Origin of the sequence: Lelliottia wanjuensis (assembly GCF_030238365.1) — a bacterium.
GTDB lineage: Bacteria > Pseudomonadota > Gammaproteobacteria > Enterobacterales > Enterobacteriaceae > Enterobacter > Enterobacter wanjuensis.
The window spans coordinates 205,900-232,141 of record NZ_JASSOT010000061.1 but is presented as its reverse complement, the minus strand read 5'-3'; the positions used below and the strand labels follow the sequence as shown (position 1 = coordinate 232,141).

The following is a 26,242-nucleotide window of genomic DNA, read 5'->3' as shown; positions in this document are numbered from 1 at the left end:
GGTTACCGGGGCATAATCTCTCCCACGGGCTCAGTGGCACCAGGGCCGGGTGATGCTCACCGGTAACCTCCCGATGATCAGTCGGGGATCTTCTCCGCAGAAGCGGAGAAGATCAAGACATAAGGGCAGGGGTGAGGGCATCAGACCGCACCCACCCGGCAAAAAAATCTACGCGTTCGACCAGCTCTGAATCGCCTCCACCTCGTTCAAATCCCCATGGAAAACCGCGTACGATTTTTTCAAAATCGGGTCCGTGTGCTGAGTGAGCTCCCTGAAGATCCCTTTGTTCATCGCCTCATAGCGTGCCGCATGGGCCGCGACCGGCGTAAACACATCTTTAACCCGCACCATCTTCTCCACCGCCTGCTGATAAGAGGGATACACACCCAGCCCGACCGCCGCATTAATGGCCGAACCTAAGCTGGCGCAGCCGTTGATCGCATTGCGCTGCGTCGGCAGGTTAAACACGTCGGCGAAAATCTGCATAAACAGATCGCTGTTCGAGCCGCCGCCGGTGATGATCAGCCGCTTCGCCACGTGCTGCCTTTCAGCGCACATGTTGTCGTAGTTGTTCTTCAGCGTCAGGGCGATGCTCTCCAGAATCGAGCGGTAGATCCACGCGTAATCCATGGTGGCGTTAAAGCCAATCATGATCCCACGCTTATACGGCTCCCACGGGTTGGTCAGCCAGTCGAGGACGGTCATCAGGCCGTCGCAGCCCGGCGGTACGTGGCTGGCTTTCTGATTGAGATAATCTTCCGGTGAGACGCCCTGGGATTTGGCATCCTGAATCAGAGATTCGCCGAGCATGTCGCGCAGCCAGCTCACCGTCCACATCCCTTTGCGAATGCCATAACCCTCGTACAGCAGAGTTTCAGGAATCGACGACATAATCGGCCAGTAGGCCTGCGGATCTTTTGGCAGCGTGGTGCCGTTCATCATCAGCGCGATATAGGTGCCAAGCGAAATCACCGCCGTTTCATCGTCGAGCAGACCGGCACCCAGCGCTTCGACCGCTTTGTCGCTGGTACTGCACACCACCGGCAGACCCTGCGGGAAACCTGTCGCTTTTGCGGCCTCCGGGGTGATATGGCCCAGCACCGTGCCGGGCATCTGCACGTCAAACAGCATCTCGCGTGGGATGTTGAATTTCGTAAAGACCGCCTCGTCCTCGCTCCAGTCCCAGGTTTTGTAATCCACCGGCCACTGACCGAAGTAGTTGGCGATGTTGTCTTTGCGCTCGCCCGTCAGACGGTGCGAGAGATAACCCGAAAACGAGGTGACGTAAGCCACGTCTTTCTGCGTATGTTCATACGGGCGCGTCACGCGCGCGTCCTGCCAGCTGATGAGCGGCGCAGCGGGCGTGCCGTCGGCTTTGAGCAGAGCGCGACAGCAGCGGATCGACCCGAGACCAATCCCGACAATCTCCTCCGGCTTGCCGCCGAACTGGCGCATCAGATCTTTTCCCGCAGCGCACAGGGAAGTCCAGAGATCGTCGTCGGGATGTTCCACCGTGTCGGCATCGGGCGTGTGCATCGGCTGCAACAGCCCCTTGCCTTCGCACACCACGTTTCCCTTGAGGTCGTACATCACCACTTTGGTACTCTGACTCCCGCCATCTATTCCAATGATGTAATGCTTCGACATTGCTCTTCTCCTTTGATTTTCCGAAACAGCAGGAACGTAAAGACGATCACCATGCACACGGCGCACAGTCCCATCATCCACATATTGCGATAGGCTTCGGCGGCAGGCAGCGTATCCTGCCAGTGGCCGACGATAGGGTAAACAAAGACATCCGGCAGAAAGCCGATCACCGAGCAGATCCCGACGGTGGTGCCCATGATAAAGGTCGGCGTACGCGCCTCGCCGGGGCAGGCAAAATAGAGCCCACGAGAGGCGTAGCAGGTAAAGGCCAGCAGCAGAATCAGGCCAATCCCGATGGCGACGGACTGCGGTTGGCTGTTGGTGGCGAGCAGCGCCGCCAGCGTCAGCGCACTGACCACAGACAAGATCTGAATCACCCGCGTCGGGGATTTCACCCGGCTGTAGGTGGTGATGATCCCGCCGAGCGGGCCGCAGAAGGCGCGGAAGATTTTATTGATCACGATCCCCATGTAGCTCGCCGCCACCAGCGACATACCGTACATTTCCGTCAGATAGTTGGTGGAGTAGCTGAGGATGGCGTAGATCGTGTACACCCCGAAAATAATCAGGCTGCAGTACCAGGTGGTGCTGATGCGCAGAACCGAAAGAATGTCGCTGAGCTGAAAGGTTTTCTTGTCTGCCACCGCGCCGGGCGCGTTCTGGCTCGTCCCGTCGGCGACAAAGAACCAGCACAAGATCCCGAGCAGAATGTAGACCACGCTGTAGATCATGATCACCGTTTTCAGGCTGTTAGCGTCGTCCGGCGCAAAGCGCGAAAAGGCCCACATGGTAAACACCGCCAGCGACATTACCCCCACGCCACGCAGCCCTTCCATCCAGCCCATGATCTTACCCTGCTCGCTGCTGTCGCCGAGCATTGACGCGGCTTTGATGGATACCGACCAAAGCATCAAAATAGTGGTGATGGCGAACGCCACCTGAATCAGCAGCATCACCCACAGCGGGGGATAGGTGGCCATGATAAATCCTAGCAGGCCGGTAATGATCATCGCGGAGGTAATCATCTTGCGGTGCGAAAATTTATCGGCAATAACCCCACTCGGCGCGTAGAGAATAATTGCGGTTATTCCGAAAGTACTCATGATTAACCCTATTTCGGTATTGCTAAATCCCATAAATTTTGCCATCGGGATTTGATAGATATAGCGCAAATAGGCGAGATCAAAACTCACGCCACCGCTAAAACTAATAATGGCGAGGGTAATCCAGCGACGCCAGGGTGAATGTTGCATAGGGATCTCTCACGTTAGTGGTGCAGGTTAATAGGGTAAAAAACAAACAAAAAAAAGAGAAAAGTAAACCGCCTTTTCAGGAGGATTACTTTTCTCTTGGTCTCTAGTAATTACACTACAAATAACATGCGTGACGGTGTTTGAGTGTGAGAATAATCACGCTTCTGACCATTTGTTATTTCATGGGGCTGAAACACGGCTCTGTGATTTCCATCACATTAGACTCTACCTGGCTATGCTACAAATTATCCACAGTTACCAGAGAACATGAGAAAGGTGACTTCCCTCTTACCGGGGGAAGTTGCCTTTCTTTTTTTTTGCCTAAAGGATTGTGGAGCCACATTATGTCTATCGAGTCGCTTAACGCATTTTCTATGGATTTCTTCTCCCTGAAGGGAAAAACGGCGATCGTCACCGGGGGCAACAGCGGCCTGGGCCAGGCGTTCGCCATGGCGCTGGCAAAAGCGGGAGCCAACCTGTTTATCCCGAGCTTTATCAAAGACAACGGCGAAACCCGCGAGCTGATTGAGCAGCAGGGCGTGGAAGTCGAATTTATGCAGGTGGACATCACCGGCGACGGCGCGCCGCGCAAGATTATCGCCGCCTGCTGCGAGCGTTTTGGCACCGTCGATATTCTGGTTAACAACGCCGGGATCTGTAAGCTGAATAAAGTGCTGGATTTTGGTCGTGCTGACTGGGACCCGATGATCGACGTCAACCTGACGGCGGCATTTGAATTAAGCCATGAAGCGGCGAAAATTATGATCCCGCAGCAGAGCGGAAAAATCATTAATATTTGTTCGCTGTTCTCTTATTTAGGCGGCCAGTGGTCCCCGGCCTATTCGGCGACAAAACATGCCCTCGCTGGATTCACCAAAGCCTATTGTGACGAACTCGGGCAATATAATATTCAGGTCAACGGCATTGCGCCGGGATATTACGCCACGGAAATTACCACCGCTACCCGCAGTAATCCTGAAACCAATCAGCGCGTACTGGATCATATTCCGGCGAATCGCTGGGGCGATACTCAGGATTTAATGGGGGCGATGGTTTATCTCTCCAGTCGTGCGTCTGATTATGTCAATGGTCATTTATTAGTTGTCGATGGCGGCTATTTAGTCCGTTAATCATTTTCCGCTTAATCCGGTGGTTTCTGTTTATTACCGTTAAATCAGAAAGGAATTATTATGTCTTTATCCCGCGAAGCAATTGTTGAACAGGTAAAAGAAATTGTCGGTCCCGAGCGCGTGGTGACCGATGAAAACGTACTGAAGAAAAACAGCGTCGACCGCTTTCGAAAATATGCCGATATTCACGGCGTGTTTACCCTGCCTCTGCCCGCGGCGGTGGTGAAACTTGGCTCGACGCAGCAGGTTTCCGACGTGCTGGCATTTATGAATCAGCACAAAATCAACGGCGTACCGCGTACGGGAGCTTCCGCAACGGAAGGCGGGCTGGAAACGGTGGTGAAAAACTCGCTGGTGCTCGACGGCTCCGGGATGAACAAAATTATCGATATTGATATCGAAAACATGCAGGCCACCGCCCAGTGCGGCGTCCCGCTGGAAGTGCTGGAAAACGCGCTGCGCGCCAAAGGCTACACCACCGGCCATTCCCCGCAGTCCAAACCGCTGGCGCAGATGGGCGGGCTCGTGGCGACGCGCAGTATCGGCCAGTTTTCCACTCTTTATGGCGCGATCGAAGATATGGTGGTCGGGCTGGAAGCGGTGCTGCCGAACGGCACCATTACCCGCATCAAGAACGTGCCGCGTCGTGCCGCCGGGCCTGACATCCGTCATATCATCATCGGCAACGAAGGGGCGCTGTGCTACATCACTGAAGTGACAGTGAAAATTTTCAAATTCACCCCGGAAAACAATCTCTACTATGGCTACATTCTCGACGAGATGAAAACCGGCTTTGAGATCCTGCGCGAAGTGATGGTCGAAGGCTATCGTCCGTCGATTGCCCGCCTGTACGACGCCGAAGACGGAACGCAGCACTTCACCCATTTTGCTGAAGGCAAATGCGTGATGATCTTTATGGCCGAAGGCAATCCGCGCATGGCGCGCGCCACCGGGGAAGGGATCGCCGAGATTGTGGCGCGCTACCCGCAGTGCACCCGCGTGGACAGCAAGCTGATCGAAAACTGGTTCAACAACCTCAACTGGGGCCCGGAAAAAGTGGCTGCCGAGCGCGTGCAGATCCTCAAAACCGGCAACATGGGCTTCACCACCGAAGTGTCCGGTGACTGGAGCTGCATCAACCAGATTTACGAGCGCGTGATCCACCGTATCCGCACTGAATTCCCGCACGCGGACGACATCACCATGCTCGGCGGCCACTCCTCCCACAGCTACATCAATGGCACCAACATGTACTTCGTCTACGACTACAACGTGGTGGACTGTAAGCCGGAAGAGGAGATCGACAAGTACCACAACCCGCTGAACAAAATCATCTGCGAAGAGACGATCGCCCTCGGCGGTTCGATGGTGCACCACCACGGTATCGGTAAGCACCGCGTGCACTGGGCGAAAGCGGAGCACGGCACCGCCTGGGCGCTGCTGGAAGGGCTGAAAAAACAGTTCGATCCGAATGGCATTATGAATACCGGAACCATCTATCCGATTGAAAAATAATCACTGCTACGGCTTCTCCTCGGGGAAGCCGTCCTTTTTCCTGAAGGGGGAGCCATGAGCGCGTCACCCGTACGAATGGACGATCTGCCGCTAACCCGCTTTCACTGGCGTATTGCCGGTCTCACTTTTGGTGCCCATCTGACCGACGGCTACGTGCTCGGCGTCATCGGCTACGCGATTATTCCGCTCCAGTCACAGATGAACCTGACGGCGATGCAGGAGGGGATGGTCGGCGGCTCGGCGCTGTTTGGTCTGTTTCTCGGCAGCCTGATTCTGGGCTGGATCTCCGATCACATTGGCCGCCAGCGCATCTTCACCTTCAGCTTTCTGCTGATCACCCTGGCCTCCTTTCTGCAGTTTTTTGTCACCTCGCCGGAACAGCTGATTTTTCTGCGCGTCTTAATCGGTTTTGGCCTCGGCGGCGACTACTCCGTGGGCCACACGCTGCTGGCGGAATTTTCCCCCAAACGCTATCGCGGCATGCTGCTCGGCGCGTTCAGCGTGGTCTGGACCATCGGCTACGTGCTGGCGAGCGTGGCGGGGCATCTGTGGATCAACAGTGAACCCGAAACCTGGCGCTGGCTGCTGGCCTCCGCCGCCTTCCCGGCGCTGGCGATCACCCTGTTGCGGATGGGCACGCCGGAATCGCCCCGCTGGCTGATGCGCCAGGGGCGGATCGGCGAAGCGCACGCGGTGGTGCGGCGCTTTCTGGGGGCGAATGTGCTGCCCGGCGATGAAATTGCCAGCGTCACCACCCGCCATATCCGCACGCTGTTTTCCGCCCGCTACTGGCGGCGCACGGCGTTTAACAGCCTGTTCTTTATCTGTCTGGTGGTGCCGTGGTTTGTGATTTACACCTGGCTGCCGACCATCGCCGGGACGATTGGTCTGGAAGATGCCCTGACCGCGAGCCTGATCCTCAACAGCCTGCTGATTGTCGGCGCGCTGCTCGGGCTGGTGCTCACCTGGTCGCTCTCCCGACGCCAGTTTCTCATCAGCAGCTTTCTGCTGCTGGCGCTGACGCTCACGGCGCTGGCCTTCACACCCGCCAGCAACAGCACTCTGATCCTGCTGCTGTTCGTGCTGTTCAGCACCGCGATTTCGGCGGCGAGCAACCTGGTCGGAATTCTGCCCGCTGAGAGTTTCCCGACCGACATTCGCTCCCTGGGCGTGGGTTTCGCCACCGCCATGAGCCGACTCGGCGCGGCGATCGCCACCGGGCTGCTGCCGATGGCGCTGCTCTCCTGGGGAATGCGCAACACGCTGCTGATGCTGGTCGCGGTCCTGCTGGTCGGGCTGCTGGTGTCGCTCCTGTGGGCGCCGGAAACCAAAAATCTATCGCTGGTGGAGGCGGCCGAGCTGCCGCCAAAGCCGCTGGGAAAGGTGAATGAACATTCTGTTGGCATTTAAGGCCGAGCCGGATCTGTCGATGCTGTCAGAGGCCGACTGGCAGGCGGCGGCCCGCAGTGGAACGGGCCCGGATCGCACGCTGATGCGCTCGCTCATGGGCAATGACGAGCAGGGCGCGGCGGAGCTGATGCTGCTGGCGCGCGACGTTAATCCTGCACTGGAACTCAGCGCAGTGACGATTGGCGACGACCGCGCGCTGCCGATGCTGCGCCATCTGGCGGCGCTGGGGTTTTCCCGCCGGACGTTGCTGACCTGCGAGGAGGAGCTCCGCTTTTCCCCCGCGTTTGTGGCGCAGCAGCTGGCGGAACAGGTTCGGGAACAGAACGCGGGTCTGGTGCTGCTGGGCACGCAAAGCAGCGAAGGTCAGAACGGACAAACCGGCTGGCTGCTGGCGGAGATGCTCGGCTGGCCCTGTTTGTCTTCCGTATGCGGATTGAACGTGGACGGAGAGGGCTTTATCGTCGAGTGTGAGGATTTGCACCAGCGCAGCCGGTGGTCGGTGCATCAGCCAGCAGTGCTGAGAGTGCAGAATCACGGGCAGATGGCGCTGCGGGTGCCGGGCATGCGGGCGCGGCTGGCGGCGGCGAAAGCGGAGATCGAACAGCGGCCATGCGAGGTGGCGGCAGCAACAATCTCCTGCCTCAGTCTCGCGCGCCACCTCCCTCGCCGCAGCGGGATCATCATCGACGAACCCGCCCCGCAGGCCGCGCAGCGTCTGTGGAATGATTACCTGGCGCAGAGGATGAAGCCATGAAGATCGCGATGGTGATACTCAAACCCGAAGACGAAGGCCCGATGGCGGATTTTCTGGCCGCTCATCAACTTCACCCGCAGTGTTGCTGGCGCGTAAACGGAGGAAACACAGAGGCGCAGCTGCCCGCGCTGGAAGCGGCGTTTATCACCGATTCGCCGGAGATGGTGCTGTTTCCCTCCTCAGCGGCAGGCGACGAACTGGCCACCCGGCTGGCGTGGCGTCTGCACGGAAGCGCAATTTGCCAGGTCCAGAGCTGGAACAACGAGACGCACACCGTCACCAAAGCCGTTTACGGCAGCGCCCTGACGGCCACGCTGCGGCCTGAACGTCGCCCGATTTGCCTGTCGCTGGCGGCGAATCTTCCTCGCCTTAATGCTGTGTTCCCGACGGATATTCCCACCACAGAGATGGTGCCGATTGAGATTTCTGGCGGATTACCGGAGCCTGAAATCCTCACCAAATCCGCGCATCCGTTGCAGTCCGCGCGCGTTGTACTGGCGACGGGGCAGGGAGCGACGGGTGAGATTTTTGAACAACTCGCCGCTGCACTCGACGCTGAGCCCGCCTTCACCCGGCAAAGAGTGATGGCGGGCGGCTGCGATGAACAACGAATGCTCGGGATCTCCGGACAAAGCGTCGCACCCGAGGTGTGCCTGATCGCGGGCGCGTCCGGCGCGTCGGCGTTTATGGCGGGCGTGGCGCAAAGTCGGTTTATTGTGGCGATCAATCAGGATCGAGACGCCGCCGTGTTTGCCGCGGCGGACGTGGGTGTGGTGGGAGATGCGCAGGAAGTGCTTCAGGCGCTGGTGGCGTGCCGGGTTTAATTCAGATCTTTTGCCAGCGTCCAGACGTCGGTATTGGTGGTGGAGAGCGCCAGCACGCCGGCGGCGATCGCGTTGCGGGCGTCCTCTTCATCGCACACCAGACCGCCCGCAATCAGCGGCTGGCGCACTTTTTCCGTGACCCAGTTCAGCACCTTCGGCATACAGCCCGGCAGGATTTCGATGCAGTCGGCGTTGGACTGCGCCACCTGCTTATCGATGTTATGAAACGAAATCGAGTCGACGATAAACAGGCGGTGAATGCAGAAAAAGCCCTCGGCGCGGGCGGCTTTCAGCATGTTCGGCTTGGTGCTGATGATCCCGTCGGCCTGGGTCACCAGCTTGAGAAACTGAATCACGATCTCTTTATTCGACGCCCCTTCCAGTAAATCGACATGGATAAAGGCCATTTTCCCGGCCTGTTTGATCTTTTGCACGATCCCGGTGATGGTGCAGATATTGCCGTAGAGCACGGAAATAAACTGGCACTCTGAATCGATAGCCAGCTGCAGGCTGGCGTTGTCTTTAACCGCCGCGATAACCGGGTTTTGTCTGAGCAGGTGAAGAATTGGCACGCGTTGATCCTTATTATTTTTAGCCAAAACGCAGGGTCAGCCCCGCGCCGGAAGGGGGATGCTGCCACCCGGCTAGCGCGTCGCTGCCCGCCAGAAGTCGGCAGCAGCCGCACTCCAGGCAGCCCTGAAAATGCACATTTACCCTGCCAGCAGAATCGGGCGTAAACAACCCTGCAGGGCAGATCTTTTGCAGGAGTAAAATCTGCTCGTCGCGGAGGTTTTCTCGCAGCTGAATGTGGGGTTCTGTGGCGGGATGGTAGCAATTGTGCACCAGACTTTCGTTTACAGACATCGCAGACTCCTCAGAATATCAGCGCCCATCCGCGCAACGCCGAAGCGGCGCGTATGACGCAACAGGATGCGCCACAGGGGCGGATTAGCGTCGGCTCCTGCGCGCGTTAAATCGCGCATCACGGCACGGCTGAATTCCGGCCACTGGTGATAAAAACTCTCCCGCTGCAGCAGGGCAGGAACATCGCGGTAGCGCTGGAGCTGATGCCAGAGCGCGCTGCGTTCCAGCTCGCGGTCAAACAGCGTTTGCAGTGGTTTTTCAGGCGCGTGGAAATGGCCGATGAGCGCCTGCGCGGCGGCCTGGGCGCTTAGCATCGCGGTGTCCATCCCCCGGACCGTCACGCCGGTATTGATGCAGGTGCGCAGGGCATCGCCAATCAGTAGCCAGCCCTCACCGGCGCGCTGCAGGGGCACCGAATTCAGACCGCCTTCCGGCACAAGATGGGCGGCATATTCCAGGGGTTCGGCGTCGCGAATTAACGGGCGCAGCGTCGGGTGATGTTTCAGTTTTGCCAGCAGAGAGGAGGCGGAGCCAGGGCCGTTTCGCAGGGACGCCAGCGGCGCGACAATCCCCAGCGAAAGGGAGTGCTGATTGGTGTAGAGGAACGCTCCGGCGGGTTTAGTGCCGCAGATTTGCCCGCTGAACAACCAGGCCGCGCCGTCGTTCTCTTCCAGATGGAAACGGTCCTGAATGCGCGCGGGGTCAAGGGCGAGCGTCTCTTTAATGCCCAGCGCCATCTGCTCCATCGACGGGCGAGAAACCAGATTTTGCTGCTCGGCGAGCAGGGTGTTTGCCCCTTCGGCCAGCACCACGACGCGCGCGCTCAGCAACTCTCCCTCGCACATCACGCCCGTAATGCGGCCCTGTTCGCGGTGCAACGCATCGACAGTCACGCCACACAGCAATTGAGCGCCCGCGGCTTCCGCCTGCGCGGCCAGCCAGGGATCGAACCGGGCGCGGAGCAGGCTCCACGACGGGCTCGCCGGGTTTTGCGCGCACAGGGTCGTCGCCCCATCAGCGGTTAACAGAGAGAAATGCTCGCGGGTAATACGCCGCTCTAAGGGCGCATGAGTGTGAAAATCGGGGAGAATATCGGCGAGGGCGTAACCGTAAAGCCTGCCGCCAGAGAGGTTTTTGCTGCCGGGCTGTTCGCCGCGCTCGATGAGCAGAACGGACAATCCGGCGCGGGCACTGAGCAGAGCGCAGGTCGAACCGGCAATCCCTGCGCCAATGATAATAAGGTCAAAATCGTCCGCCACCTTGCGCTCCTTTTCCTGAGAACGCACAACCCTAACATAGCGAAATTAAAGGGAGTTTGACCGCTGCCTCAAAGGCAAAAATCACTCGCCGCGATAAACGCAGCCGGCCGTGCAGGTCTCTTTGATCATCACGCTGCTCAGCAGCGGAACCAGAGGTTTCATCTGATCCCAGATCCATTTCGCCAGCACTTCGCTGGTCGGATTTTCAAGGCCGGGAATATCATTCAGATAATAGTGATCGAGTCGGTCGTAGGTCGGCTTGAAAGCGGCTTTCAGCTCGGAGAAGTCCATGATCCAGCCCGTGTGCGGATCGACTTCACCGGTAATTTCAAGACGCACCATGAACGAGTGTCCGTGCAGACGGCCGCATTTGTGTCCTTCTGGAACATGCGGCAGGTGGTGGGCGGCTTCGAAGATGAAATCTTTAAACAGTGTGGTGGACATGATGTGCTCTCAGTAATGCGAATGCGGAAAAAACCGCCGCATAGTACCGGAAAGACCCTTTTTTCGCATTAACTAAAACGGCCCTTGTCCCGGATGCGAGCTTTTCTCATCCTTTGTGACTATAAAAGCCAGCTAATTCAACAGGTTGCTTTATCGGTTTTAATGTTAAGAACCATGACTAAAAGCGGTTAGTTCTTTTGGTTATTTATTATTTCCATCCCTTCTTTAATTGTTATTATTCCCGCCGTTAACCTTATCTCTAGTTTGGTCTTTTTGCATAAATTCCGCTTTGCTACTGGAACATAACAACGCATGACAACACAGGCCCCACCTTCGAATTTGCTTCCCCTGAACCCGGAGCAACTGGCGCGCCTTCAGGCGGCCACCACTGATTTGTCACCCACCCAGCTCGCCTGGGTCTCCGGTTATTTCTGGGGAATGCTTAATCAACAGCCTGGGGCTGTTGTCACCGCAGCGCCTGCTGCCGTTGAAATCCCGGCGATTACGCTGATTTCTGCGTCGCAAACGGGCAACGCCCGCCGCGTGGCAGAAGCGCTGCGCGACGACCTGCTGGCCGCCAAACTGAACGTGAACCTGGTCAACGCCGGGGATTATAAATTCAAACAAATCGCGTCAGAAAAACTGGTGGTCGTGGTGGCCTCCACGCAGGGCGAGGGCGAACCGGCGGAAGAAGCGGTTGCGCTGCATAAATTCCTGTTCTCGAAAAAAGCGCCAAAACTCGACGGCACCGCGTTTGCGGTCTTTGGCCTCGGCGATACTTCCTATGAATTCTTCTGCCAGTCCGGCAAAGACTTCGACAGCAAACTGGCGGAGCTGGGCGCAGAGCGCCTGCTCGATCGCGTGGATGCTGACGTGGAATATCAGCCCGCCGCTGCCGAGTGGCGCGCACGCATCGTTGAGGTGCTGAAAGCGCGCGTCCCGACGGAGTCCGCCGCGCAGGCCGCGGTGACCGCGTCGGGCGTGGTCAACGAAGTGCTGACCAGCCCGTACACCAAAGAAGCGCCGCTGACGGCGAGCCTGTCGGTGAACCAGAAAATCACCGGTCGCAACTCGGAAAAAGACGTTCGCCATATCGAAATCGATCTCGGGGATTCCGGTTTACGCTATCAGCCGGGCGATGCGCTCGGCGTCTGGTATCAGAACGATCCAAAGCTTGTGAAAGAGCTGGTAGAGCTGCTGTGGCTGAAAGGCACCGAAACCGTCACCCATGACGGCAAAACCCTGCCGCTCTCCGAAGCGCTCCAGTGGCATTTCGAGCTGACGGTCAACACGGCGAACATCGTTGAGAATTACGCCACTCTGACGCGCAGCGAATCCCTGCTGCCGCTGGTGGGCGACAAAGCCAAACTCCAGCATTACGCGGCGACCACGCCGATTGTTGACATGGTGCGTTTTGCGCCAGCTCAGCTGGATGCCGAGGCACTCATCGGCCTGCTGCGTCCGCTGACGCCGCGCCTCTACTCCATCGCCTCATCGCAGGCGGAAGTGGAGAGCGAAGTGCACATCACCGTCGGCGCGGTACGCTTTGATATTGAAGGCCGGGCGCGCGCCGGTGGGGCATCGAGCTTCCTCGCCGATCGCGTCGAAGAAGAGGGCGAAGTGCGGGTGTTCATCGAGCACAACGACAACTTCCGTCTGCCGGCCAACCCGGAAACACCGGTGATCATGATTGGTCCTGGCACCGGCATCGCGCCGTTCCGCGCCTTCCTGCAGCAGCGCGCGGCGGATGAAGCGCCGGGCAAAAACTGGCTGTTCTTCGGCAACCCGCACTTTACGGAAGATTTCCTTTATCAGGTGGAGTGGCAACGCTACGTCAAAGAGGGCGTGCTGAACCGCATCGATCTGGCCTGGTCTCGCGACCAGAAACAAAAAATATACGTACAAGACAAACTGCGCGAACAGGGCGCAGAGCTGTGGGCATGGATCAATGACGGTGCCCATCTTTATGTCTGTGGCGACGCGAATCGCATGGCGAAAGACGTCGAGCAGGCTTTGCTGGAAGTGATTGCCGAATTCGGTGGTATGGATGCCGAAACGGCGGACGAATTTTTAAGTGAGCTGCGCGTAGAGCGCCGTTATCAGCGAGATGTCTACTAATGAGCGAAAAACACCCTGGCCCACTGGTGGTCGAAGGCAAACTGACGGACGCCGAGCGCATGAAGGTAGAGAGCAACTACCTGCGCGGCACCATTGCCGAAGATTTAAATGACGGTCTGACTGGCGGTTTCAAAGGCGACAACTTCCTGCTGATCCGCTTCCACGGCATGTACCAGCAGGACGACCGCGATATCCGCGCCGAGCGTGCTGAGCAAAAACTCGAACCGCGTCATGCGATGCTCCTGCGCTGTCGTCTGCCGGGTGGTGTCATCACCACGAAGCAGTGGCAGGCGATTGATAAGTTCGCCCATGACAACACTATTTACGGCAGCATTCGTCTGACTAACCGTCAGACCTTCCAGTTCCACGGCATTCTGAAGAAGAACGTCAAGCCGGTGCATCAGATGCTGCACTCCGTGGGTCTCGACGCGCTGGCGACCGCCAACGACATGAACCGTAACGTGCTTTGCACCTCGAACCCGTTCGAGTCTGAGCTGCACGCCGAAGCCTACGAATGGGCGAAAAAGATCTCTGAACATCTGCTGCCGCGCACTCGCGCTTATGCGGAGATTTGGCTCGATCAGGAGAAGGTCGCGACCACGGACGAAGAGCCGATCCTCGGTCAGACCTATCTGCCGCGTAAGTTCAAAACCACCGTGGTGATCCCGCCACAGAACGATATCGATCTGCACGCCAACGACATGAACTTCGTGGCGATTGCCGAGAACGGCAAGCTGGTGGGCTTTAACCTGCTGGTGGGCGGCGGTCTGTCGATTGAGCACGGCAACAAGAAAACCTACGCCCGTACGGCGAGCGAGTTTGGCTATATCCCGCTGGAGCACACCCTGGCGGTGGCCGAAGCGGTGGTGACGACCCAGCGCGACTGGGGCAACCGTACGGATCGTAAAAACGCGAAAACCAAATACACCCTTGAGCGCGTCGGCGTCGAGACCTTCAAGGCGGAAGTGGAGCGTCGTGCAGGCATTACCTTCGCGCCGATCCGCCCGTACGAGTTCACAGGTCGCGGCGATCGTATCGGCTGGGTGAAAGGCATCGACAATAAATGGCACCTGACGCTGTTTATCGAGAACGGTCGTATTCTGGATTATCCAGGCCGTCCGCTGAAAACCGGTCTGCTGGAAATTGCTAAGATCCATAAAGGCGAGTTCCGCATCACGGCGAACCAGAACCTGATCATCGCCGGAGTGCCGGAAAGCCAGAAAGCGAAGATTGAGAAGCTGGCGCGCGAGCATACGCTGATGGATGCGGTGAAACCGCAGCGCGAAAATTCGATGGCCTGCGTCTCCTTCCCGACCTGTCCGCTGGCGATGGCCGAGGCCGAGCGTTTCCTGCCGTCGTTCACCGATAAAGTGGAAGCGGTGCTGGAGAAACACGGCATCGGCGACGAACACATCGTGATGCGCGTGACCGGCTGCCCGAACGGCTGTGGCCGTGCGCTGCTGGCGGAGCTGGGGCTGGTGGGGAAAGCGCCGGGACGCTACAACGTCCATCTTGGCGGGAACCGCAGCGGGACGCGCATTCCGCGCATGTATCGCGAAAATATTACTGAACCGGAAATTCTCGACTCCCTCGACGAACTGGTCGGACGCTGGGCGAAAGAGCGCGAAGCGGGTGAAGGCTTCGGCGACTTTACGGTGCGTGCGGGCATCGTCCGTCCGGTGCTCGATCCGGCGCGGGATTTCTGGGAGTAGTGCGGTCTGTTGCCCGGTGGCGCTAGCGCAGACGGTTTTTGTAGGCCTGATAAGCGAAGCGCCATCAGGCAACGCAAACAGTGAGGAACTTATGTCCAGACTCGATCTAAACGCCCTTAACGATCTGCCCAAAGTCGAACGCATTCTCGCGCTCGCAGAAACCAACGCCCAGCTTGAGAAACTCGACGCACAGGGCCGCGTCGCGTGGGCGCTGGAAAACCTGCCGGGCGATTATGTGCTCTCGTCGAGCTTTGGCATTCAGGCGGCGGTGAGTTTGCATCTGGTGAATCAGATCCGCCCGGACATTCCGGTGATCCTCACGGATACCGGCTTCCTGTTCCCGGAAACCTATCAGTTCATCGATGAGCTGACGGATAAACTCAAGCTGAATCTTAAGGTCTATCGCGCGGAGCAAAGCGCAGCGTGGCAGGAAGCGCGCTACGGTAAGCTGTGGGAGCAGGGCGTTGAGGGCATTGAGAAATACAATGAGCTCAATAAAGTCGAGCCGATGAATCGGGCGCTGAGTGAGCTGAACGCTAAAACCTGGTTTGCTGGTTTACGCCGTGAGCAGTCCGGCAGTCGGGCGAGTTTACCGGTGCTGGGCATTCAGCGCGGGGTATTTAAAGTCCTGCCAATTATCGACTGGGACAACCGCACCGTTTACCAGTATCTGCAACAGCACGGGCTGAAATACCATCCGCTGTGGGATCAGGGCTATCTGTCGGTGGGCGACACCCATACCACCCGCAAGTGGGAGCCGGGCATGGCAGAAGAAGAGACGCGCTTCTTCGGGCTCAAGCGCGAGTGCGGGCTGCACGAAGGGTAAGTTTTGAGTTGAAAGCTGTCTGATGCCTCCGTTTGTCATGAGCGGGGGCATTTTTATTGCGAGGCGCATTCTGCATTTAGCACGACAGGTTTGGGCAGGGACGGTGTGGTACGTACTATGGCGGCGGGTGCTTGAGGCTAACTGGCTTTGAGCATTTTCAAGGTTCCAGTTAGGCGAAAGCCCCAGGAGATATTTCTATCCACCTGAGGCCGACGTCTGAACCCGAACAGTTCGGATGTTAGCCTCTTCTTTGCATGGAGGCAATACATGCTGACCAAATACGCCCTGGTGGCAATCATCGTGCTGTGTGCCACAGCATTAGGATTCACCTTGATGGTGCGAGACTCGCTTTGCGAGTTGAGTGTCAGAGAGCGTGGTATGGAGTTCAGAGCTGTTCTTGCTTGCGAACCGAAGAAGTAGCAACAACGCGGGGGTAACCCCGCGTATCGCGCTGTCAGGGTTTAACCTCATGCACCCATTCCCTTTTCTGCTCAGGCTTTCCCCGCTTTCGTCAGCTCCTTCACCAGCGGCAGCATCACTTTCACCACGTCACGGCTGCGATGTTCGATGCGCTGGGGCAGCGCCTGATCGATATGCTGCTGGTTGTCCAGCCTTACATCATGCCAGCTGGTGCCCTCGGGGAAGGCTTTGGATTTGTTGCGCTGCTGATAGCCATCTTTTTTGCCCAGCGACCAGTTCGTCGCCTCGACGTACAGCACCGGGATCCCCGCCTGATCAAAGACTTCGCCATCGCCGCAGCAGCCGGTGCCTTTCGGGTAATCAGGGTTACGCCCCGGATTGATCGCCGCCAGAATGCCCTGGCTGCGCGCAATGGCCAGCGCGCGGTCGCGCGTCAATTTGCGCACGGAATTCGGTGTGCTTTTGCCGCTGTTGAAATAGAGCTTATCGCCGACGATCAGGTTGTCGAGATTGATCACCAGTAGGGTGTTTTTCTTCTCCGCCGCGCTCATGCGCGCCAGCAGATTTTCCGCGCCGAGTTTACCTTCCTCTTCGCCGCTGGTGGCGACAAAACGAATGCCGTATTGGGTCGGAATGTCTTTCATGCGCTCGGCCAGCTCTAACATCACGCCAACACCGGCGGCATTATCGTCGATCCCCTGCAGCGTCAGGCCGCCGAGATTGTTGTCGGTGTCCGCATCGCTCATCGGCGCGAAGGTATCCAGATGCGCCATGATAATAATCTGCTGCGCCGTTTTGCCCTCATGCGCCGCAATAACCGTACTGCCGGTCACGTTGTGCCAGTTTTTGCTGTTATTGCGTGAGGTATAAATGTAGCGGCTGTGAAAGGCGCGAATATCGCTCTGGTAGCCCATCTGTGCAAACTGCTGGCGAACGTAATCCGCCGAGAGCATTTCTGCGGGCGTGCCCGTCATTCGGCCCGGGAACATGGTCGCAATATGGCGCGCCTGAGTAGATGCGATATCACCCAACGGGTGAGTGGTTGCCTGAGCCGGGAGGATACAGCAAACGCCGAACGCCAGGGCAGCGATACGGTGGCGCATTGCGCGAAACATAGTGAGTCCTTAAAAAATAGAACAAAATTTTAACGCGCCTAGTATGAAACTGTGACCGCGGTTACACAATTTCATTTGCTCTTAAATGCCCGATATTTCGCGCGTTAAGCACTTTTTGATATTAGCTTTCCTGAGTCGTTATTCCATTGAGTAACTACTCATTCCAATTCGTAATTTCATTCACTCTAAGCCGCCCCCTATAGTCCCACTATTCCTGTTGTTGAGACGAGTTGCCCCATCGTGGACTATCTGCCGCTGTTTGCTTCATTAAAAGACCGTCCGGTGCTGGTTGTCGGGACGGGCGAAATCGCCGATCGCAAAATCGCTTTTTTACAGCGGGCGGGCGCGCAGGTGCAGATTGTCACAGCGTCAGAGTTTGATGAGTCACAGCTGGACCATGTGGTGCTGGTGATTGCCGCGACGGACGATCGCGCCCTGAACCGTCGGGTGTTCGACGCGGCCAATGCGCGCCACCGGCTGGTGAACGTGGTGGACGATCAGCCTTTGTGCTCGTTTATCTTCCCCTCGATTGTCGACCGTTCTCCGCTGCTGATTGCCATCTCCTCTGGCGGCAACGCGCCGGTACTGGCGCGTCTGCTGCGCGAAAAGGTCGAAGCGCTGTTGCCTGCAAGCCTGGGCCGAATGGCGGAGGTCGCGGGCAGTTTTCGTGAACGCCTGAAATCGCACGTGACCACGACCGCCGGACGCCGCCGCTTCTGGGAACAGGCCTTCCGCGGGCGTTTCGCCAGCCTGATGGCGGTGGGAAACGAACAGGCAGCCGAGCGCGAGCTGGAGCAATCGCTTCAGGCTTCGGAAAAACAGCAGGGCGAAATTATTCTGGTCGGTGCCGGGCCGGGAGACGCCGGGCTGCTGACGCTGCGCGGTCTGCAGGTTATTCAGCAGGCAGACGTGGTCTTTTACGATCATCTGGTGAGCGACGAGGTGCGTGAGCTTATTCGTCGCGATGCCGAGCAAATCTGCGTCGGTAAACGGGCGAGCGAGCACTCGGTGCCGCAGCACGAAACCAACCAGATGCTGATTGACGCCGCACTGGCCGGAAAAACCGTGGTGCGCCTCAAAGGCGGTGACCCCTTTATCTTCGAGCGCGGCGGCGAAGAGCTGCAGGCAGCCGCGCAGGCGGGCGTGCCGTTTCAGGTCGTGCCTGGTATCACGGCGGCCTCTGCGGTGACGGCCTACGCCGGCATCCCGCTCACGCATCGCGACTACGCCCAGAGCGTGACATTCGTCACCGGGCATTACAAAGCCGACAGCACGCCGTTTGACTGGGCGCAGCTGGCGCAGAGTCGTCAGACGCTGGCTATCTACATGGGCACCATGAAAGCCGCTGACATCAGCGAACAATTGATTCGTCACGGGCGCGATAAGGCGACGCCGGTGGCGGTGATTTCACGCGGAACGCGCAGCGATCAGCATGTCGCGACCGGCACCTTACAACACCTTGCAAACCTGGCGAAAAATGCCCCCATGCCCGCCCTGATTGTGGTGGGAGAGGTGGTTGAGCTGCATCAGACGCTCGCCTGGTTTCAACACACAACCAACCCGGAAAGCTTTGGCTCTTCTGTGGTGAATCTGGCTTAAGGACTGGTTATGGACCAAAAACGACTGACCCACCTGCGGCAACTCGAAGCGGAAAGCATCCATATTATCCGCGAGGTGGCTGCCGAATTTTCGAACCCGGTGATGATGTACTCCATCGGCAAAGACTCCAGCGTCATGCTGCATCTGGCGCGTAAAGCCTTCTATCCGGGCACCTTGCCGTTCCCGCTGCTGCACGTCGATACCGGCTGGAAATTCCGCGAGATGTACGAGTTTCGCGACCGTACCGCAAAGGCCTACGGCTGCGAGCTGCTGGTGCACAAAAACCCGGAAGGGGTGGCGATGGGCATCAACCCGTTTGTCCACGGCAGCGCGAAACACACGGACATCATGAAAACCGAAGGGCTGAAGCAGGCCCTGAACAAATACGGTTTTGATGCGGCCTTCGGCGGCGCGCGTCGTGACGAAGAGAAATCCCGCGCCAAAGAGCGTATCTACTCGTTCCGCGACCGCTTCCACCGCTGGGACCCGAAAAACCAGCGCCCGGAGCTGTGGCACAACTACAACGGCCAGATCAACAAAGGCGAAAGCATCCGCGTCTTCCCGCTCTCCAACTGGACCGAGCTGGATATCTGGCAGTACATCTATCTGGAAAATATCGAAATCGTGCCACTGTATCTGGCGGCTGAGCGCCCGGTGCTGGAGCGCGACGGCATGCTGATGATGATCGACGACGATCGCATTGATTTGCAGCCGGGCGAAGTGATCAAGAAACAGATGGTGCGCTTCCGCACGCTGGGCTGCTGGCCGCTGACCGGCGCGGTGGAGTCGAACGCGCAGACGCTGCCGGAGATCATCGAAGAGATGCTGGTCTCCACCACCAGTGAGCGACAGGGGCGCATGATTGACCGCGACCAGGCAGGCTCAATGGAGCTGAAGAAACGTCAGGGTTATTTCTAAGGAGCCGCCATGAACACCACTATTGCACAACAAATTGCTGATGAAGGCGGCGTGGAAGCCTATCTGCACGCTCAGCAGCACAAAAGCCTGCTGCGCTTTCTGACCTGCGGCAGCGTCGATGACGGGAAAAGTACCCTGATTGGCCGCCTGCTGCACGACACGCGACAGATTTACGAAGACCAGCTCTCCTCCCTGCACAACGACAGCAAACGTCACGGCACGCAGGGCGAAAAACTCGACCTGGCCCTGCTGGTGGATGGTCTGCAGGCAGAGCGCGAGCAGGGGATTACCATCGACGTGGCGTACCGCTATTTCTCCACTGAGAAACGCAAATTCATCATCGCCGATACGCCGGGGCACGAGCAGTACACCCGCAATATGGCGACCGGCGCGTCGACCTGCGAGCTGGCGATCCTGCTGATGGACGCGCGCAAAGGCGTGCTGGATCAGACCCGTCGCCACAGCTTTATCTCTACCCTGCTGGGCATCAAACATCTGGTGGTGGCGGTCAATAAAATGGATCTGGTGAATTTCAGCGAAGAGAAATTCAACGAGATCCGCGAGAGCTACCTGACCTTTGCCGCGCAGCTGCCGGGCAATCTGGATATCCGCTTCGTGCCGCTCTCCGCGCTGGAAGGCGACAACGTCGCCACCCAGAGCGTGAATATGCCGTGGTACAGCGGCCCGACGCTGCTCGAAGTGCTGGAAACCGTGGAAATCCAGCGCCCGGTGGAAAGCCAGCCGATGCGCTTCCCGGTGCAGTATGTGAACCGTCCGAACCTCGATTTCCGCGGCTTCTCCGGGACCATTGCCTCCGGCGTCGTTAAAGTCGGCCAGCGCGTGAAGGCGCTGCCGTCCGGCGTGGAATCGACCATTGCTCGTATCGTGACCTTCGACGGCGATCTGCCGGAAGCAGGCGCGGGCGAAGCGGTCACTCTGGTGCTGAAAGATGAAATTGATATCAGCCGCGGCGATCTGCTGCTGGACGCGCAGGAGAGCGTACCGGCCGTGCAGAGTGCCTCCCTGGATGTGGTGTGGATGGCGGAACAGCCGCTGACGGCGGGTCAGAGCTATGACATTAAAATCGCGGGCAAGAAAACCCGGGCGCGCGTGGATGGTATTCAGTATCAGGTGGACATCAACAATCTGGCGCAGCATCAGGTCACCGAGCTGCCGCTGAACGGGATTGGGCTGGTGGATCTCACCTTTGATGAGCCGCTGGTGCTCGACAAATATCAGCAAAACCCGGTGACGGGCGGGCTGATCTTTATCGACCGTCTGACCAACGTCACCGTCGGTGCCGGGATGGTGCGCGAACCACACGAGCAGGCGACCGCCGTGCCGTCTGAATTCAGCGCCTTTGAGCTGGAGCTGAACGCGCTGGTGCGCAAACACTTCCCGCACTGGGGCGCACGCGATTTGCTGGGAGGCAAATAATGGCCCAGCACGATGAGAACGTCGTCTGGCATCCTCACCCGGTGACGCTCAGCGCGCGCGAACAACTCCACGGTCACCGTGGGGTAGTGCTGTGGTTTACCGGGCTCTCCGGCTCGGGGAAATCCACCGTCGCCGGGGCGCTGGAGGAGGCGCTGCATAAGCAGGGTGTAAGCACTTATTTACTCGATGGTGACAACGTCCGTCACGGCCTGTGCAGCGATCTGGGCTTTAGCGACGAAGATCGCAAAGAGAATATTCGCCGCGTGGGTGAAGTGGCGAGCCTGATGGCCGATGCCGGTCTGGTGGTGTTAACCGCGTTTATCTCGCCCCATCGCGCTGAGCGGCAGATGGTGCGCGAGCGCGTGGGGCAAGAGCGGTTTATCGAAGTGTTCGTTGATACGCCGCTTGAGGTGTGCGAAGCGCGCGATCCTAAAGGGCTGTATAAAAAAGCCCGGGCGGGAGAGTTGCGCAATTTCACCGGCATTGACTCGGTTTACGAAGCGCCTGAATCGCCAGAAATTCACCTGGAGGGTCAACAATTGGTAACAAATTTAGTAAGCCAATTATTAGACCTGCTCAGACGGGGCGATATTATCAGATCCTGAGACGGTATCGAACGGATAGCTCGCTGCCCGTAAGATGTGTCATGGTCACAGGATCTGCTATGCGTAACAGTGAGAATTACATTATCACCGGGTCGGAAACCGTATCGGCTGATGACGAGACGACCTGGTCACTTCCTGGGGCCGTGGTCGGCTTCGCCTCGTGGTTGCTGGCGCTCGGCATCCCGTTCGCGATCTATGGCCGCAATACGCTGTTTTTCTTCCTCTACACCTGGCCTTTCTTCCTCGCACTGATGCCCGTCGCGGTGGTGGTCGGCATTGCGCTGCACTCGCTGCTCAACGGGCGGCTGCTCTACAGCACCGTTATCACCATTGCTACGGTAGTGATCATCTTTGGCCTGCTGTTTTTATGGCTGATGGGCTAACTTAAGACATAATTAAAACCCCAGAGTAGAGTCGAACGGAAAGTTATGGGATGATGATGCCGTTTTTCAGGGGGCTGGATGGGTAAATTAACACTGCTGTTGCTGGCTTTGCTGGTCTGGCTGCAGTATTCGCTGTGGTTCGGTAAGAACGGTCTTCACGACTACAGCCGCGTCAATGACGACGTCACGGCACAGCAGGCAACGAACGCAAAACTTAAAGCGCGAAACGATCAACTCTTTGCTGAAATTGATGACCTCAATGGCGGGCAAGAGGCGATTGAGGAACGCGCACGTAACGAACTCAGTATGACCAAGCCGGGCGAAACCTTTTATCGTCTGGTGCCGGATGCGTCTAAACGCAGTCAGGGCTCAGCACAAAACAATCGATAATCAGGCCCAGGATTACGACATGGCAGTGACTTTTTCGGATGTATGCGCTGTGGTACCGGCAGCAGGTTTCGGTCGGCGCATGCAAACAGAGTGTCCTAAGCAGTACCTTTCCATTGGCGACAAAACGATCCTTGAACACTCCGTGGCGGCGCTGCTGGCGAACCCACGGGTGACGCGCGTCGTGATCGCCATCAGTCCGGGCGATGCCCGTTTTGCCGCGTTACCGCTGGCAAATCATCCACAGATTACCGTCGTTGATGGTGGCGCAGAGCGCGCCGACTCCGTTCTGGCTGGCCTTCGCGCCGCAGGTGATGCGCAGTGGGTGCTGGTGCATGACGCCGCACGACCGTGTCTGCATCAGGACGATCTGGCCCGTTTGCTCAAACTCAGCGAAACCAGCACCACCGGCGGCATTCTGGCCTCACCCGTGCGCGATACCATGAAGCGCGCCGAGCCAGGGCAGCAGAAGATTGCCCATACCGTTGAGCGCGTCGATTTATGGCACGCGCTGACCCCCCAGTTTTTCCCCCGCGAACTGCTCAACAGCTGCTTAACCCGCGCGCTCAATGAAGGCGCAACCATCACCGACGAAGCGTCGGCGCTGGAGTATTGCGGTTTCCACCCTGAGCTTGTTGAGGGGCGCGCTGATAATATAAAAGTGACGCGCCCGGAAGATTTACAGCTCGCGGAATTTTATCTTACCCGTACGATCCCTCAGGAGAAGGCATAATGCGAATTGGACACGGTTTTGACGTACACGCCTTTGGCGGCGTTGGCCCGATTATCATTGGCGGCGTACGCATTCCCTTTGAACAGGGCCTGCTGGCGCATTCTGATGGCGATGTCGCGCTGCATGCCTTAACCGACGCCCTGCTCGGCGCGGCAGCGCTTGGCGATATTGGCAAACTGTTCCCGGACACGGACCCGGCCTTTAAAGGCGCGGACAGCCGTGAGCTGCTGCGCGAAGCCTGGCGCCGTATTCAGGCCAAGGGCTACACCCTGGGCAACGTCGATGTGACCATCATCGCCCAGGCCCCGAAAATGCTGCCGCATATCCCGCAGATGCGCGTCTTTATCGCTGAAGATCTCGGTTGTCATATGGATGACGTTAACGTCAAAGCCACCACCACGGAAAAACTCGGATTTGTCGGGCGTGGCGAAGGGATCGCCTGCGAGGCCGTCGCGCTGCTAGTGAAGGCGGGCAAATGATCGAGTTTGATAACCTGACGTATCTGCACGGCAAACCCCAGGGCAATGGCCTGCTGAAAGCCAACCCGGAAGATTTCGTGGTAGTAGAAGACCTCGGATTCCAGCCGGACGGCGAAGGCGAACATGTGCTTGTTCGCATTCTGAAAAATGGCTGCAACACTCGATTTGTGGCCGATGCGCTGGCAAAATTCCTGAAGATCCACGCCCGTGAAGTGAGCTTTGCCGGGCAAAAAGATAAACACGCGGTCACGGAGCAGTGGCTGTGCGCGCGCGTGCCGGGCAATGTGATGCCTGATTTAAGCAAATTTGAGCTGGAAGGCTGTAAGGTGCTGGAGTACGCCCGCCACAAGCGCAAGCTGCGCCTGGGCGCGCTTCAGGGCAACGCCTTTACGCTGGTGCTGCGTGAAGTCACGAATCGCGATGACGTGGAAAAACGCCTGACCGCCATCAGCGAGCAGGGCGTACCGAACTATTTCGGCGCTCAGCGTTTTGGGCTGGGCGGCAGCAACCTGCAGGGCGCGCTGCGCTGGGCGCAGAGCAATGCCCCCGTGCGCGACAGGAATAAACGCAGTTTTTGGTTGTCGGCGGCCCGCAGTGCGTTGTTTAATCAGATTGTGAGCGAACGACTGAAAAAACCGGACGCGAATCAAGTTGTTGTCGGCGATGCGCTACAATTAGCGGGACGCGGCAGTTGGTTTGTGGCAACAAGCGACGAAATGGCCGATCTGCAGGCGCGCGTCGATAACAAAACGCTGATGATTACCGCCGCGCTGCCCGGCTCGGGAGAGTGGGGGCCGCAGGGCGAGGCGCTTGTCGCAGAGCAGGCAGCGGTAGCAGAAGAGACAGAATTACAATCACTGCTGGTGCGGGAGAAAGTCGAGGCGGCACGCCGTGCGATGCTGCTCTATCCGCAGCAGCTGAGCTGGAACTGGTGGGATGACGTCACCGTCGAGTTACGTTTTTGGCTGCCGGCCGGGAGCTTTGCCACCAGTGTTGTCAGGGAACTAATCAATACGTCGGGTGACTATGCGAATATTGCTGAGTAACGATGATGGGATCCATGCGCCTGGCATTCAGACGCTGGCGAAACACCTGCGCGAATTTGCCGAGGTGCAGGTTGTTGCTCCCGATCGTAACCGCAGCGGTGCGTCCAACTCCTTAACGCTGGAATCATCCCTTCGCACCTTTACGTTTGATAATGGTGACATCGCGGTACAGATGGGGACGCCGACGGACTGCGTCTTCCTCGGCGTCAATGCGCTGATGCGCCCGCGCCCGGACGTGGTGGTGTCAGGCATCAACGCTGGCCCAAACCTGGGCGATGACGTGATTTACTCGGGCACGGTCGCAGCGGCCATGGAAGGGCGTCATCTCGGGTTCCCGGCGCTGGCGGTGTCTCTCAACGGCCATAAGCACTACGACACGGCGGCCGCCGTGACCTGCTCCATCCTGCGTGCGCTCAGCCGCGAGCCGCTGCGCACCGGACGTATTCTGAATATTAACGTGCCGGATCTGCCCCTTGAGGAGATCAAAGGCATTCGCGTGACGCGCTGCGGCAGCCGCCATCCGGCGGACAAAGTAATCCCGCAGCAGGATCCACGCGGAAACACCCTCTACTGGATTGGTCCGCCTGGCGAGCAATGCGACGCCGGGCCGGATACGGATTTTGCCGCCGTGGACGAAGGCTACGTTTCCGTCACGCCGCTGCACGTGGATTTAACCGCGTATAACGCGCAAGATGTGGTCTCAGGCTGGCTGGAACGTGCCGGGGTGAACACACAATGGTAAGTAAACGTGTACAAGCTCTTCTGAATCAATTGCGCACTCAGGGCATCACCGACGAGCGTGTGCTTGAGGCTATCTCACAGGTACCGCGTGAGAAATTTGTGGATGAGGCGTTTGAACACAAAGCGTGGGAAAACGTGGCCTTGCCGATAGGGCAGGGGCAGACGATTTCGCAGCCGTACATGGTGGCGCGGATGACCGAACTGCTGGAGCTGACGCCGGAATCCCGCGTGCTGGAGATCGGCACCGGTTCAGGGTATCAGACGGCGATTCTGGCCCATCTCGTTCATCATGTCTGCTCCGTCGAGCGAATCAAAGGCTTGCAGTGGCACGCCCGCCGTCGCCTTAAGCAGCTTGATTTACACAACGTTTCAACCCGTCACGGCGATGGCTGGCAGGGCTGGCAGGCCCGGGCACCGTTTGATGCCATTATCGTGACGGCAGCACCGCTTGAGATCCCGTCTGCGCTCCTGGCGCAGCTGGACGACGGCGGCATTCTCGTTTTGCCGGTGGGCGATGAACAACAGCTGCTTAAGCGTGTTTCTCGACGGGGCGACGAGTTCATTATCGATACCGTAGAAGCCGTGCGCTTTGTGCCTCTGGTCAAAGGAGAGCTTGCCTGATA

The 26,242-nt window shown here is 58.2% G+C and carries 26 protein-coding genes and 1 pseudogene; 20 read left to right on the top strand and 7 right to left on the bottom strand.

Translation table 11 applies throughout. From position 1 onward, the window contains the following. Positions 1 to 168 precede the first annotated feature (168 nt). Both QQF33_RS12790 and QQF33_RS12785 read right to left on the bottom strand, forming a co-directional pair. On the bottom strand, positions 169 to 1,647 hold the full coding sequence (locus tag QQF33_RS12790; RefSeq protein WP_285150866.1) for an FGGY-family carbohydrate kinase: 1,479 nt from the start codon (positions 1,645 to 1,647) through the stop codon (positions 169 to 171). Beyond that, a complete protein-coding gene (locus QQF33_RS12785; protein WP_282492797.1) occupies positions 1,620 to 2,900 on the bottom strand; it encodes an MFS transporter in 1,281 nt (426 codons plus the stop codon). Before QQF33_RS12785 ends, QQF33_RS12790 begins: the two co-directional genes overlap by 28 nt. A 344-nt stretch (positions 2,901 to 3,244) precedes the next feature. Here QQF33_RS12785 and QQF33_RS12780 point away from each other — a divergent pair, with 344 nt between their 5' ends. The 5 genes and pseudogenes from QQF33_RS12780 (at position 3,245) to QQF33_RS12760 (ending at position 8,533) form a co-directional block, all read left to right on the top strand. Then, a complete protein-coding gene (locus QQF33_RS12780) occupies positions 3,245 to 4,030 on the top strand; it encodes an SDR family oxidoreductase (protein ID WP_285150865.1) in 786 nt (261 codons plus the stop codon). Between the two features lie 60 nt (positions 4,031 to 4,090). Further along, complete coding sequence (locus QQF33_RS12775) at positions 4,091 to 5,545, top strand: FAD-binding oxidoreductase (RefSeq protein WP_282492799.1); 1,455 nt, start codon at positions 4,091 to 4,093, stop codon at positions 5,543 to 5,545. Beyond that, a pseudogene (locus QQF33_RS12770) lies at positions 5,535 to 6,955 on the top strand (MFS transporter). The gene QQF33_RS12775 and the pseudogene QQF33_RS12770 overlap by 11 nt, the downstream one beginning before the upstream one ends. Continuing rightward, the gene (locus QQF33_RS12765) at positions 6,933 to 7,709 is read left to right on the top strand and encodes an adenine nucleotide alpha hydrolase family protein (RefSeq protein WP_285150864.1); all 777 of its coding nucleotides are present in this window, start codon (positions 6,933 to 6,935) and stop codon (positions 7,707 to 7,709) included. The pseudogene QQF33_RS12770 and the gene QQF33_RS12765 overlap by 23 nt, the downstream one beginning before the upstream one ends. Beyond that, positions 7,706 to 8,533 carry an FAD-binding protein gene (locus QQF33_RS12760; RefSeq protein ID WP_285150863.1) on the top strand — a complete coding sequence of 276 codons (828 nt, stop codon included), beginning with the start codon at positions 7,706 to 7,708 and terminating at the stop codon, positions 8,531 to 8,533. The genes QQF33_RS12765 and QQF33_RS12760 overlap by 4 nt, the downstream gene beginning before the upstream one ends. Here the strand turns inward: QQF33_RS12760 and QQF33_RS12755 are convergent. The 4 genes from QQF33_RS12755 to queD all read right to left on the bottom strand — a co-directional run bounded on the left by QQF33_RS12755 (position 8,530) and on the right by queD (position 11,100). Beyond that, positions 8,530 to 9,105 carry a glycerol-3-phosphate responsive antiterminator gene (locus tag QQF33_RS12755; protein WP_285150862.1) on the bottom strand — a complete coding sequence of 192 codons (576 nt, stop codon included), beginning with the start codon at positions 9,103 to 9,105 and terminating at the stop codon, positions 8,530 to 8,532. The genes QQF33_RS12760 and QQF33_RS12755 overlap by 4 nt on opposite strands. A gap of 19 nt (positions 9,106 to 9,124) precedes the next feature. Continuing rightward, complete coding sequence (locus QQF33_RS12750) at positions 9,125 to 9,397, bottom strand: ferredoxin family protein (protein WP_285157934.1); 273 nt, start codon at positions 9,395 to 9,397, stop codon at positions 9,125 to 9,127. Further along, positions 9,388 to 10,656, bottom strand: a complete 1,269-nt coding sequence (locus tag QQF33_RS12745) for an FAD-dependent oxidoreductase (protein ID WP_285150860.1) — start codon at positions 10,654 to 10,656, stop codon at positions 9,388 to 9,390. Before QQF33_RS12745 ends, QQF33_RS12750 begins: the two co-directional genes overlap by 10 nt. An 81-nt stretch (positions 10,657 to 10,737) precedes the next feature. Further along, positions 10,738 to 11,100 carry a 6-carboxytetrahydropterin synthase QueD gene (gene queD / locus QQF33_RS12740; RefSeq protein ID WP_282492805.1) on the bottom strand — a complete coding sequence of 121 codons (363 nt, stop codon included), beginning with the start codon at positions 11,098 to 11,100 and terminating at the stop codon, positions 10,738 to 10,740. A gap of 312 nt (positions 11,101 to 11,412) precedes the next feature. Between queD and cysJ the strand changes: the two genes are divergently transcribed. The 4 genes from cysJ (at position 11,413) to QQF33_RS12720 (ending at position 16,176) form a co-directional block, all read left to right on the top strand. After that, the gene (cysJ, locus tag QQF33_RS12735) at positions 11,413 to 13,218 is read left to right on the top strand and encodes an NADPH-dependent assimilatory sulfite reductase flavoprotein subunit (RefSeq protein ID WP_285150859.1); all 1,806 of its coding nucleotides are present in this window, start codon (positions 11,413 to 11,415) and stop codon (positions 13,216 to 13,218) included. Then, positions 13,218 to 14,930, top strand: coding sequence for an assimilatory sulfite reductase (NADPH) hemoprotein subunit (gene cysI, locus QQF33_RS12730; protein ID WP_285150858.1), 1,713 nt, complete (start codon positions 13,218 to 13,220; stop codon positions 14,928 to 14,930). Before cysJ ends, cysI begins: the two co-directional genes overlap by 1 nt. 91 nt (positions 14,931 to 15,021) lie before the next feature. Beyond that, positions 15,022 to 15,756 carry a phosphoadenosine phosphosulfate reductase gene (gene cysH, locus QQF33_RS12725; protein ID WP_285150857.1) on the top strand — a complete coding sequence of 245 codons (735 nt, stop codon included), beginning with the start codon at positions 15,022 to 15,024 and terminating at the stop codon, positions 15,754 to 15,756. Between the two features lie 267 nt (positions 15,757 to 16,023). Next, positions 16,024 to 16,176: a Hok/Gef family protein gene (locus tag QQF33_RS12720; protein WP_285144832.1), complete on the top strand. Its 153-nt coding sequence runs from the start codon at positions 16,024 to 16,026 to the stop codon at positions 16,174 to 16,176. 71 nt (positions 16,177 to 16,247) lie between these two features. Here the strand turns inward: QQF33_RS12720 and QQF33_RS12715 are convergent, their stop codons facing one another. Further along, positions 16,248 to 17,291, bottom strand: a complete 1,044-nt coding sequence (locus tag QQF33_RS12715) for an aminopeptidase (RefSeq protein ID WP_282492810.1) — start codon at positions 17,289 to 17,291, stop codon at positions 16,248 to 16,250. A 240-nt stretch (positions 17,292 to 17,531) separates the two neighbouring features. Here QQF33_RS12715 and cysG point away from each other — a divergent pair, with 240 nt between their 5' ends. The 11 genes from cysG to QQF33_RS12660 all read left to right on the top strand — a co-directional run bounded on the left by cysG (position 17,532) and on the right by QQF33_RS12660 (position 26,240). After that, positions 17,532 to 18,890, top strand: a complete 1,359-nt coding sequence (gene cysG / locus QQF33_RS12710; protein WP_285157933.1) for a siroheme synthase CysG — start codon at positions 17,532 to 17,534, stop codon at positions 18,888 to 18,890. 9 nt (positions 18,891 to 18,899) lie between these two features. After that, complete coding sequence (gene cysD / locus QQF33_RS12705) at positions 18,900 to 19,808, top strand: sulfate adenylyltransferase subunit CysD (RefSeq protein ID WP_095283121.1); 909 nt, start codon at positions 18,900 to 18,902, stop codon at positions 19,806 to 19,808. A gap of 9 nt (positions 19,809 to 19,817) precedes the next feature. Beyond that, positions 19,818 to 21,245: a sulfate adenylyltransferase subunit CysN gene (gene cysN / locus QQF33_RS12700; RefSeq protein ID WP_285157932.1), complete on the top strand. Its 1,428-nt coding sequence runs from the start codon at positions 19,818 to 19,820 to the stop codon at positions 21,243 to 21,245. Beyond that, positions 21,245 to 21,850 (top strand): adenylyl-sulfate kinase, encoded by a 606-nt coding sequence (cysC, locus tag QQF33_RS12695; RefSeq protein WP_285157931.1) that lies wholly within the window; start codon positions 21,245 to 21,247, stop codon positions 21,848 to 21,850. Before cysN ends, cysC begins: the two co-directional genes overlap by 1 nt. 59 nt (positions 21,851 to 21,909) lie before the next feature. Next, complete coding sequence (locus QQF33_RS12690; RefSeq protein WP_282492814.1) at positions 21,910 to 22,233, top strand: DUF3561 family protein; 324 nt, start codon at positions 21,910 to 21,912, stop codon at positions 22,231 to 22,233. Between the two features lie 78 nt (positions 22,234 to 22,311). Then, on the top strand, positions 22,312 to 22,623 hold the full coding sequence (ftsB, locus tag QQF33_RS12685) for a cell division protein FtsB (protein ID WP_100779135.1): 312 nt from the start codon (positions 22,312 to 22,314) through the stop codon (positions 22,621 to 22,623). A gap of 19 nt (positions 22,624 to 22,642) precedes the next feature. After that, positions 22,643 to 23,353, top strand: coding sequence for a 2-C-methyl-D-erythritol 4-phosphate cytidylyltransferase (gene ispD / locus QQF33_RS12680; RefSeq protein WP_282492815.1), 711 nt, complete (start codon positions 22,643 to 22,645; stop codon positions 23,351 to 23,353). Next, the gene (ispF, locus tag QQF33_RS12675; RefSeq protein WP_285157930.1) at positions 23,353 to 23,832 is read left to right on the top strand and encodes a 2-C-methyl-D-erythritol 2,4-cyclodiphosphate synthase; all 480 of its coding nucleotides are present in this window, start codon (positions 23,353 to 23,355) and stop codon (positions 23,830 to 23,832) included. Before ispD ends, ispF begins: the two co-directional genes overlap by 1 nt. Then, the gene (truD, locus tag QQF33_RS12670; RefSeq protein WP_285154048.1) at positions 23,829 to 24,878 is read left to right on the top strand and encodes a tRNA pseudouridine(13) synthase TruD; all 1,050 of its coding nucleotides are present in this window, start codon (positions 23,829 to 23,831) and stop codon (positions 24,876 to 24,878) included. The genes ispF and truD overlap by 4 nt, the downstream gene beginning before the upstream one ends. Next, complete coding sequence (gene surE / locus QQF33_RS12665) at positions 24,859 to 25,620, top strand: 5'/3'-nucleotidase SurE (protein WP_285144838.1); 762 nt, start codon at positions 24,859 to 24,861, stop codon at positions 25,618 to 25,620. The genes truD and surE overlap by 20 nt, the downstream gene beginning before the upstream one ends. Beyond that, complete coding sequence (locus tag QQF33_RS12660) at positions 25,614 to 26,240, top strand: protein-L-isoaspartate(D-aspartate) O-methyltransferase (RefSeq protein ID WP_285157929.1); 627 nt, start codon at positions 25,614 to 25,616, stop codon at positions 26,238 to 26,240. The genes surE and QQF33_RS12660 overlap by 7 nt, the downstream gene beginning before the upstream one ends. Positions 26,241 to 26,242 lie beyond the last annotated feature (2 nt).

Coding starts and splice junctions, on each gene's coding strand:
- truD (WP_285154048.1), top strand. CDS start 23,829: ATGATCGAGTTTGATAACCTGACGTATCTGCACGGCAAACCCCAGGGC.
- cysH (WP_285150857.1), top strand. CDS start 15,022: ATGTCCAGACTCGATCTAAACGCCCTTAACGATCTGCCCAAAGTCGAA.
- QQF33_RS12785 (WP_282492797.1), bottom strand. CDS start 2,900: ATGCAACATTCACCCTGGCGTCGCTGGATTACCCTCGCCATTATTAGT.
- QQF33_RS12780 (WP_285150865.1), top strand. CDS start 3,245: ATGTCTATCGAGTCGCTTAACGCATTTTCTATGGATTTCTTCTCCCTG.
- QQF33_RS12790 (WP_285150866.1), bottom strand. CDS start 1,647: ATGTCGAAGCATTACATCATTGGAATAGATGGCGGGAGTCAGAGTACC.
- ispD (WP_282492815.1), top strand. CDS start 22,643: ATGGCAGTGACTTTTTCGGATGTATGCGCTGTGGTACCGGCAGCAGGT.
- QQF33_RS12765 (WP_285150864.1), top strand. CDS start 6,933: ATGAACATTCTGTTGGCATTTAAGGCCGAGCCGGATCTGTCGATGCTG.
- cysJ (WP_285150859.1), top strand. CDS start 11,413: ATGACAACACAGGCCCCACCTTCGAATTTGCTTCCCCTGAACCCGGAG.
- queD (WP_282492805.1), bottom strand. CDS start 11,100: ATGTCCACCACACTGTTTAAAGATTTCATCTTCGAAGCCGCCCACCAC.
- ftsB (WP_100779135.1), top strand. CDS start 22,312: ATGGGTAAATTAACACTGCTGTTGCTGGCTTTGCTGGTCTGGCTGCAG.
- QQF33_RS12750 (WP_285157934.1), bottom strand. CDS start 9,397: ATGTCTGTAAACGAAAGTCTGGTGCACAATTGCTACCATCCCGCCACA.
- QQF33_RS12775 (WP_282492799.1), top strand. CDS start 4,091: ATGTCTTTATCCCGCGAAGCAATTGTTGAACAGGTAAAAGAAATTGTC.
- QQF33_RS12660 (WP_285157929.1), top strand. CDS start 25,614: ATGGTAAGTAAACGTGTACAAGCTCTTCTGAATCAATTGCGCACTCAG.
- cysD (WP_095283121.1), top strand. CDS start 18,900: ATGGACCAAAAACGACTGACCCACCTGCGGCAACTCGAAGCGGAAAGC.
- QQF33_RS12720 (WP_285144832.1), top strand. CDS start 16,024: ATGCTGACCAAATACGCCCTGGTGGCAATCATCGTGCTGTGTGCCACA.
- QQF33_RS12760 (WP_285150863.1), top strand. CDS start 7,706: ATGAAGATCGCGATGGTGATACTCAAACCCGAAGACGAAGGCCCGATG.
- ispF (WP_285157930.1), top strand. CDS start 23,353: ATGCGAATTGGACACGGTTTTGACGTACACGCCTTTGGCGGCGTTGGC.
- cysC (WP_285157931.1), top strand. CDS start 21,245: ATGGCCCAGCACGATGAGAACGTCGTCTGGCATCCTCACCCGGTGACG.
- QQF33_RS12690 (WP_282492814.1), top strand. CDS start 21,910: ATGCGTAACAGTGAGAATTACATTATCACCGGGTCGGAAACCGTATCG.
- cysN (WP_285157932.1), top strand. CDS start 19,818: ATGAACACCACTATTGCACAACAAATTGCTGATGAAGGCGGCGTGGAA.
- QQF33_RS12715 (WP_282492810.1), bottom strand. CDS start 17,291: ATGTTTCGCGCAATGCGCCACCGTATCGCTGCCCTGGCGTTCGGCGTT.
- surE (WP_285144838.1), top strand. CDS start 24,859: ATGCGAATATTGCTGAGTAACGATGATGGGATCCATGCGCCTGGCATT.
- cysI (WP_285150858.1), top strand. CDS start 13,218: ATGAGCGAAAAACACCCTGGCCCACTGGTGGTCGAAGGCAAACTGACG.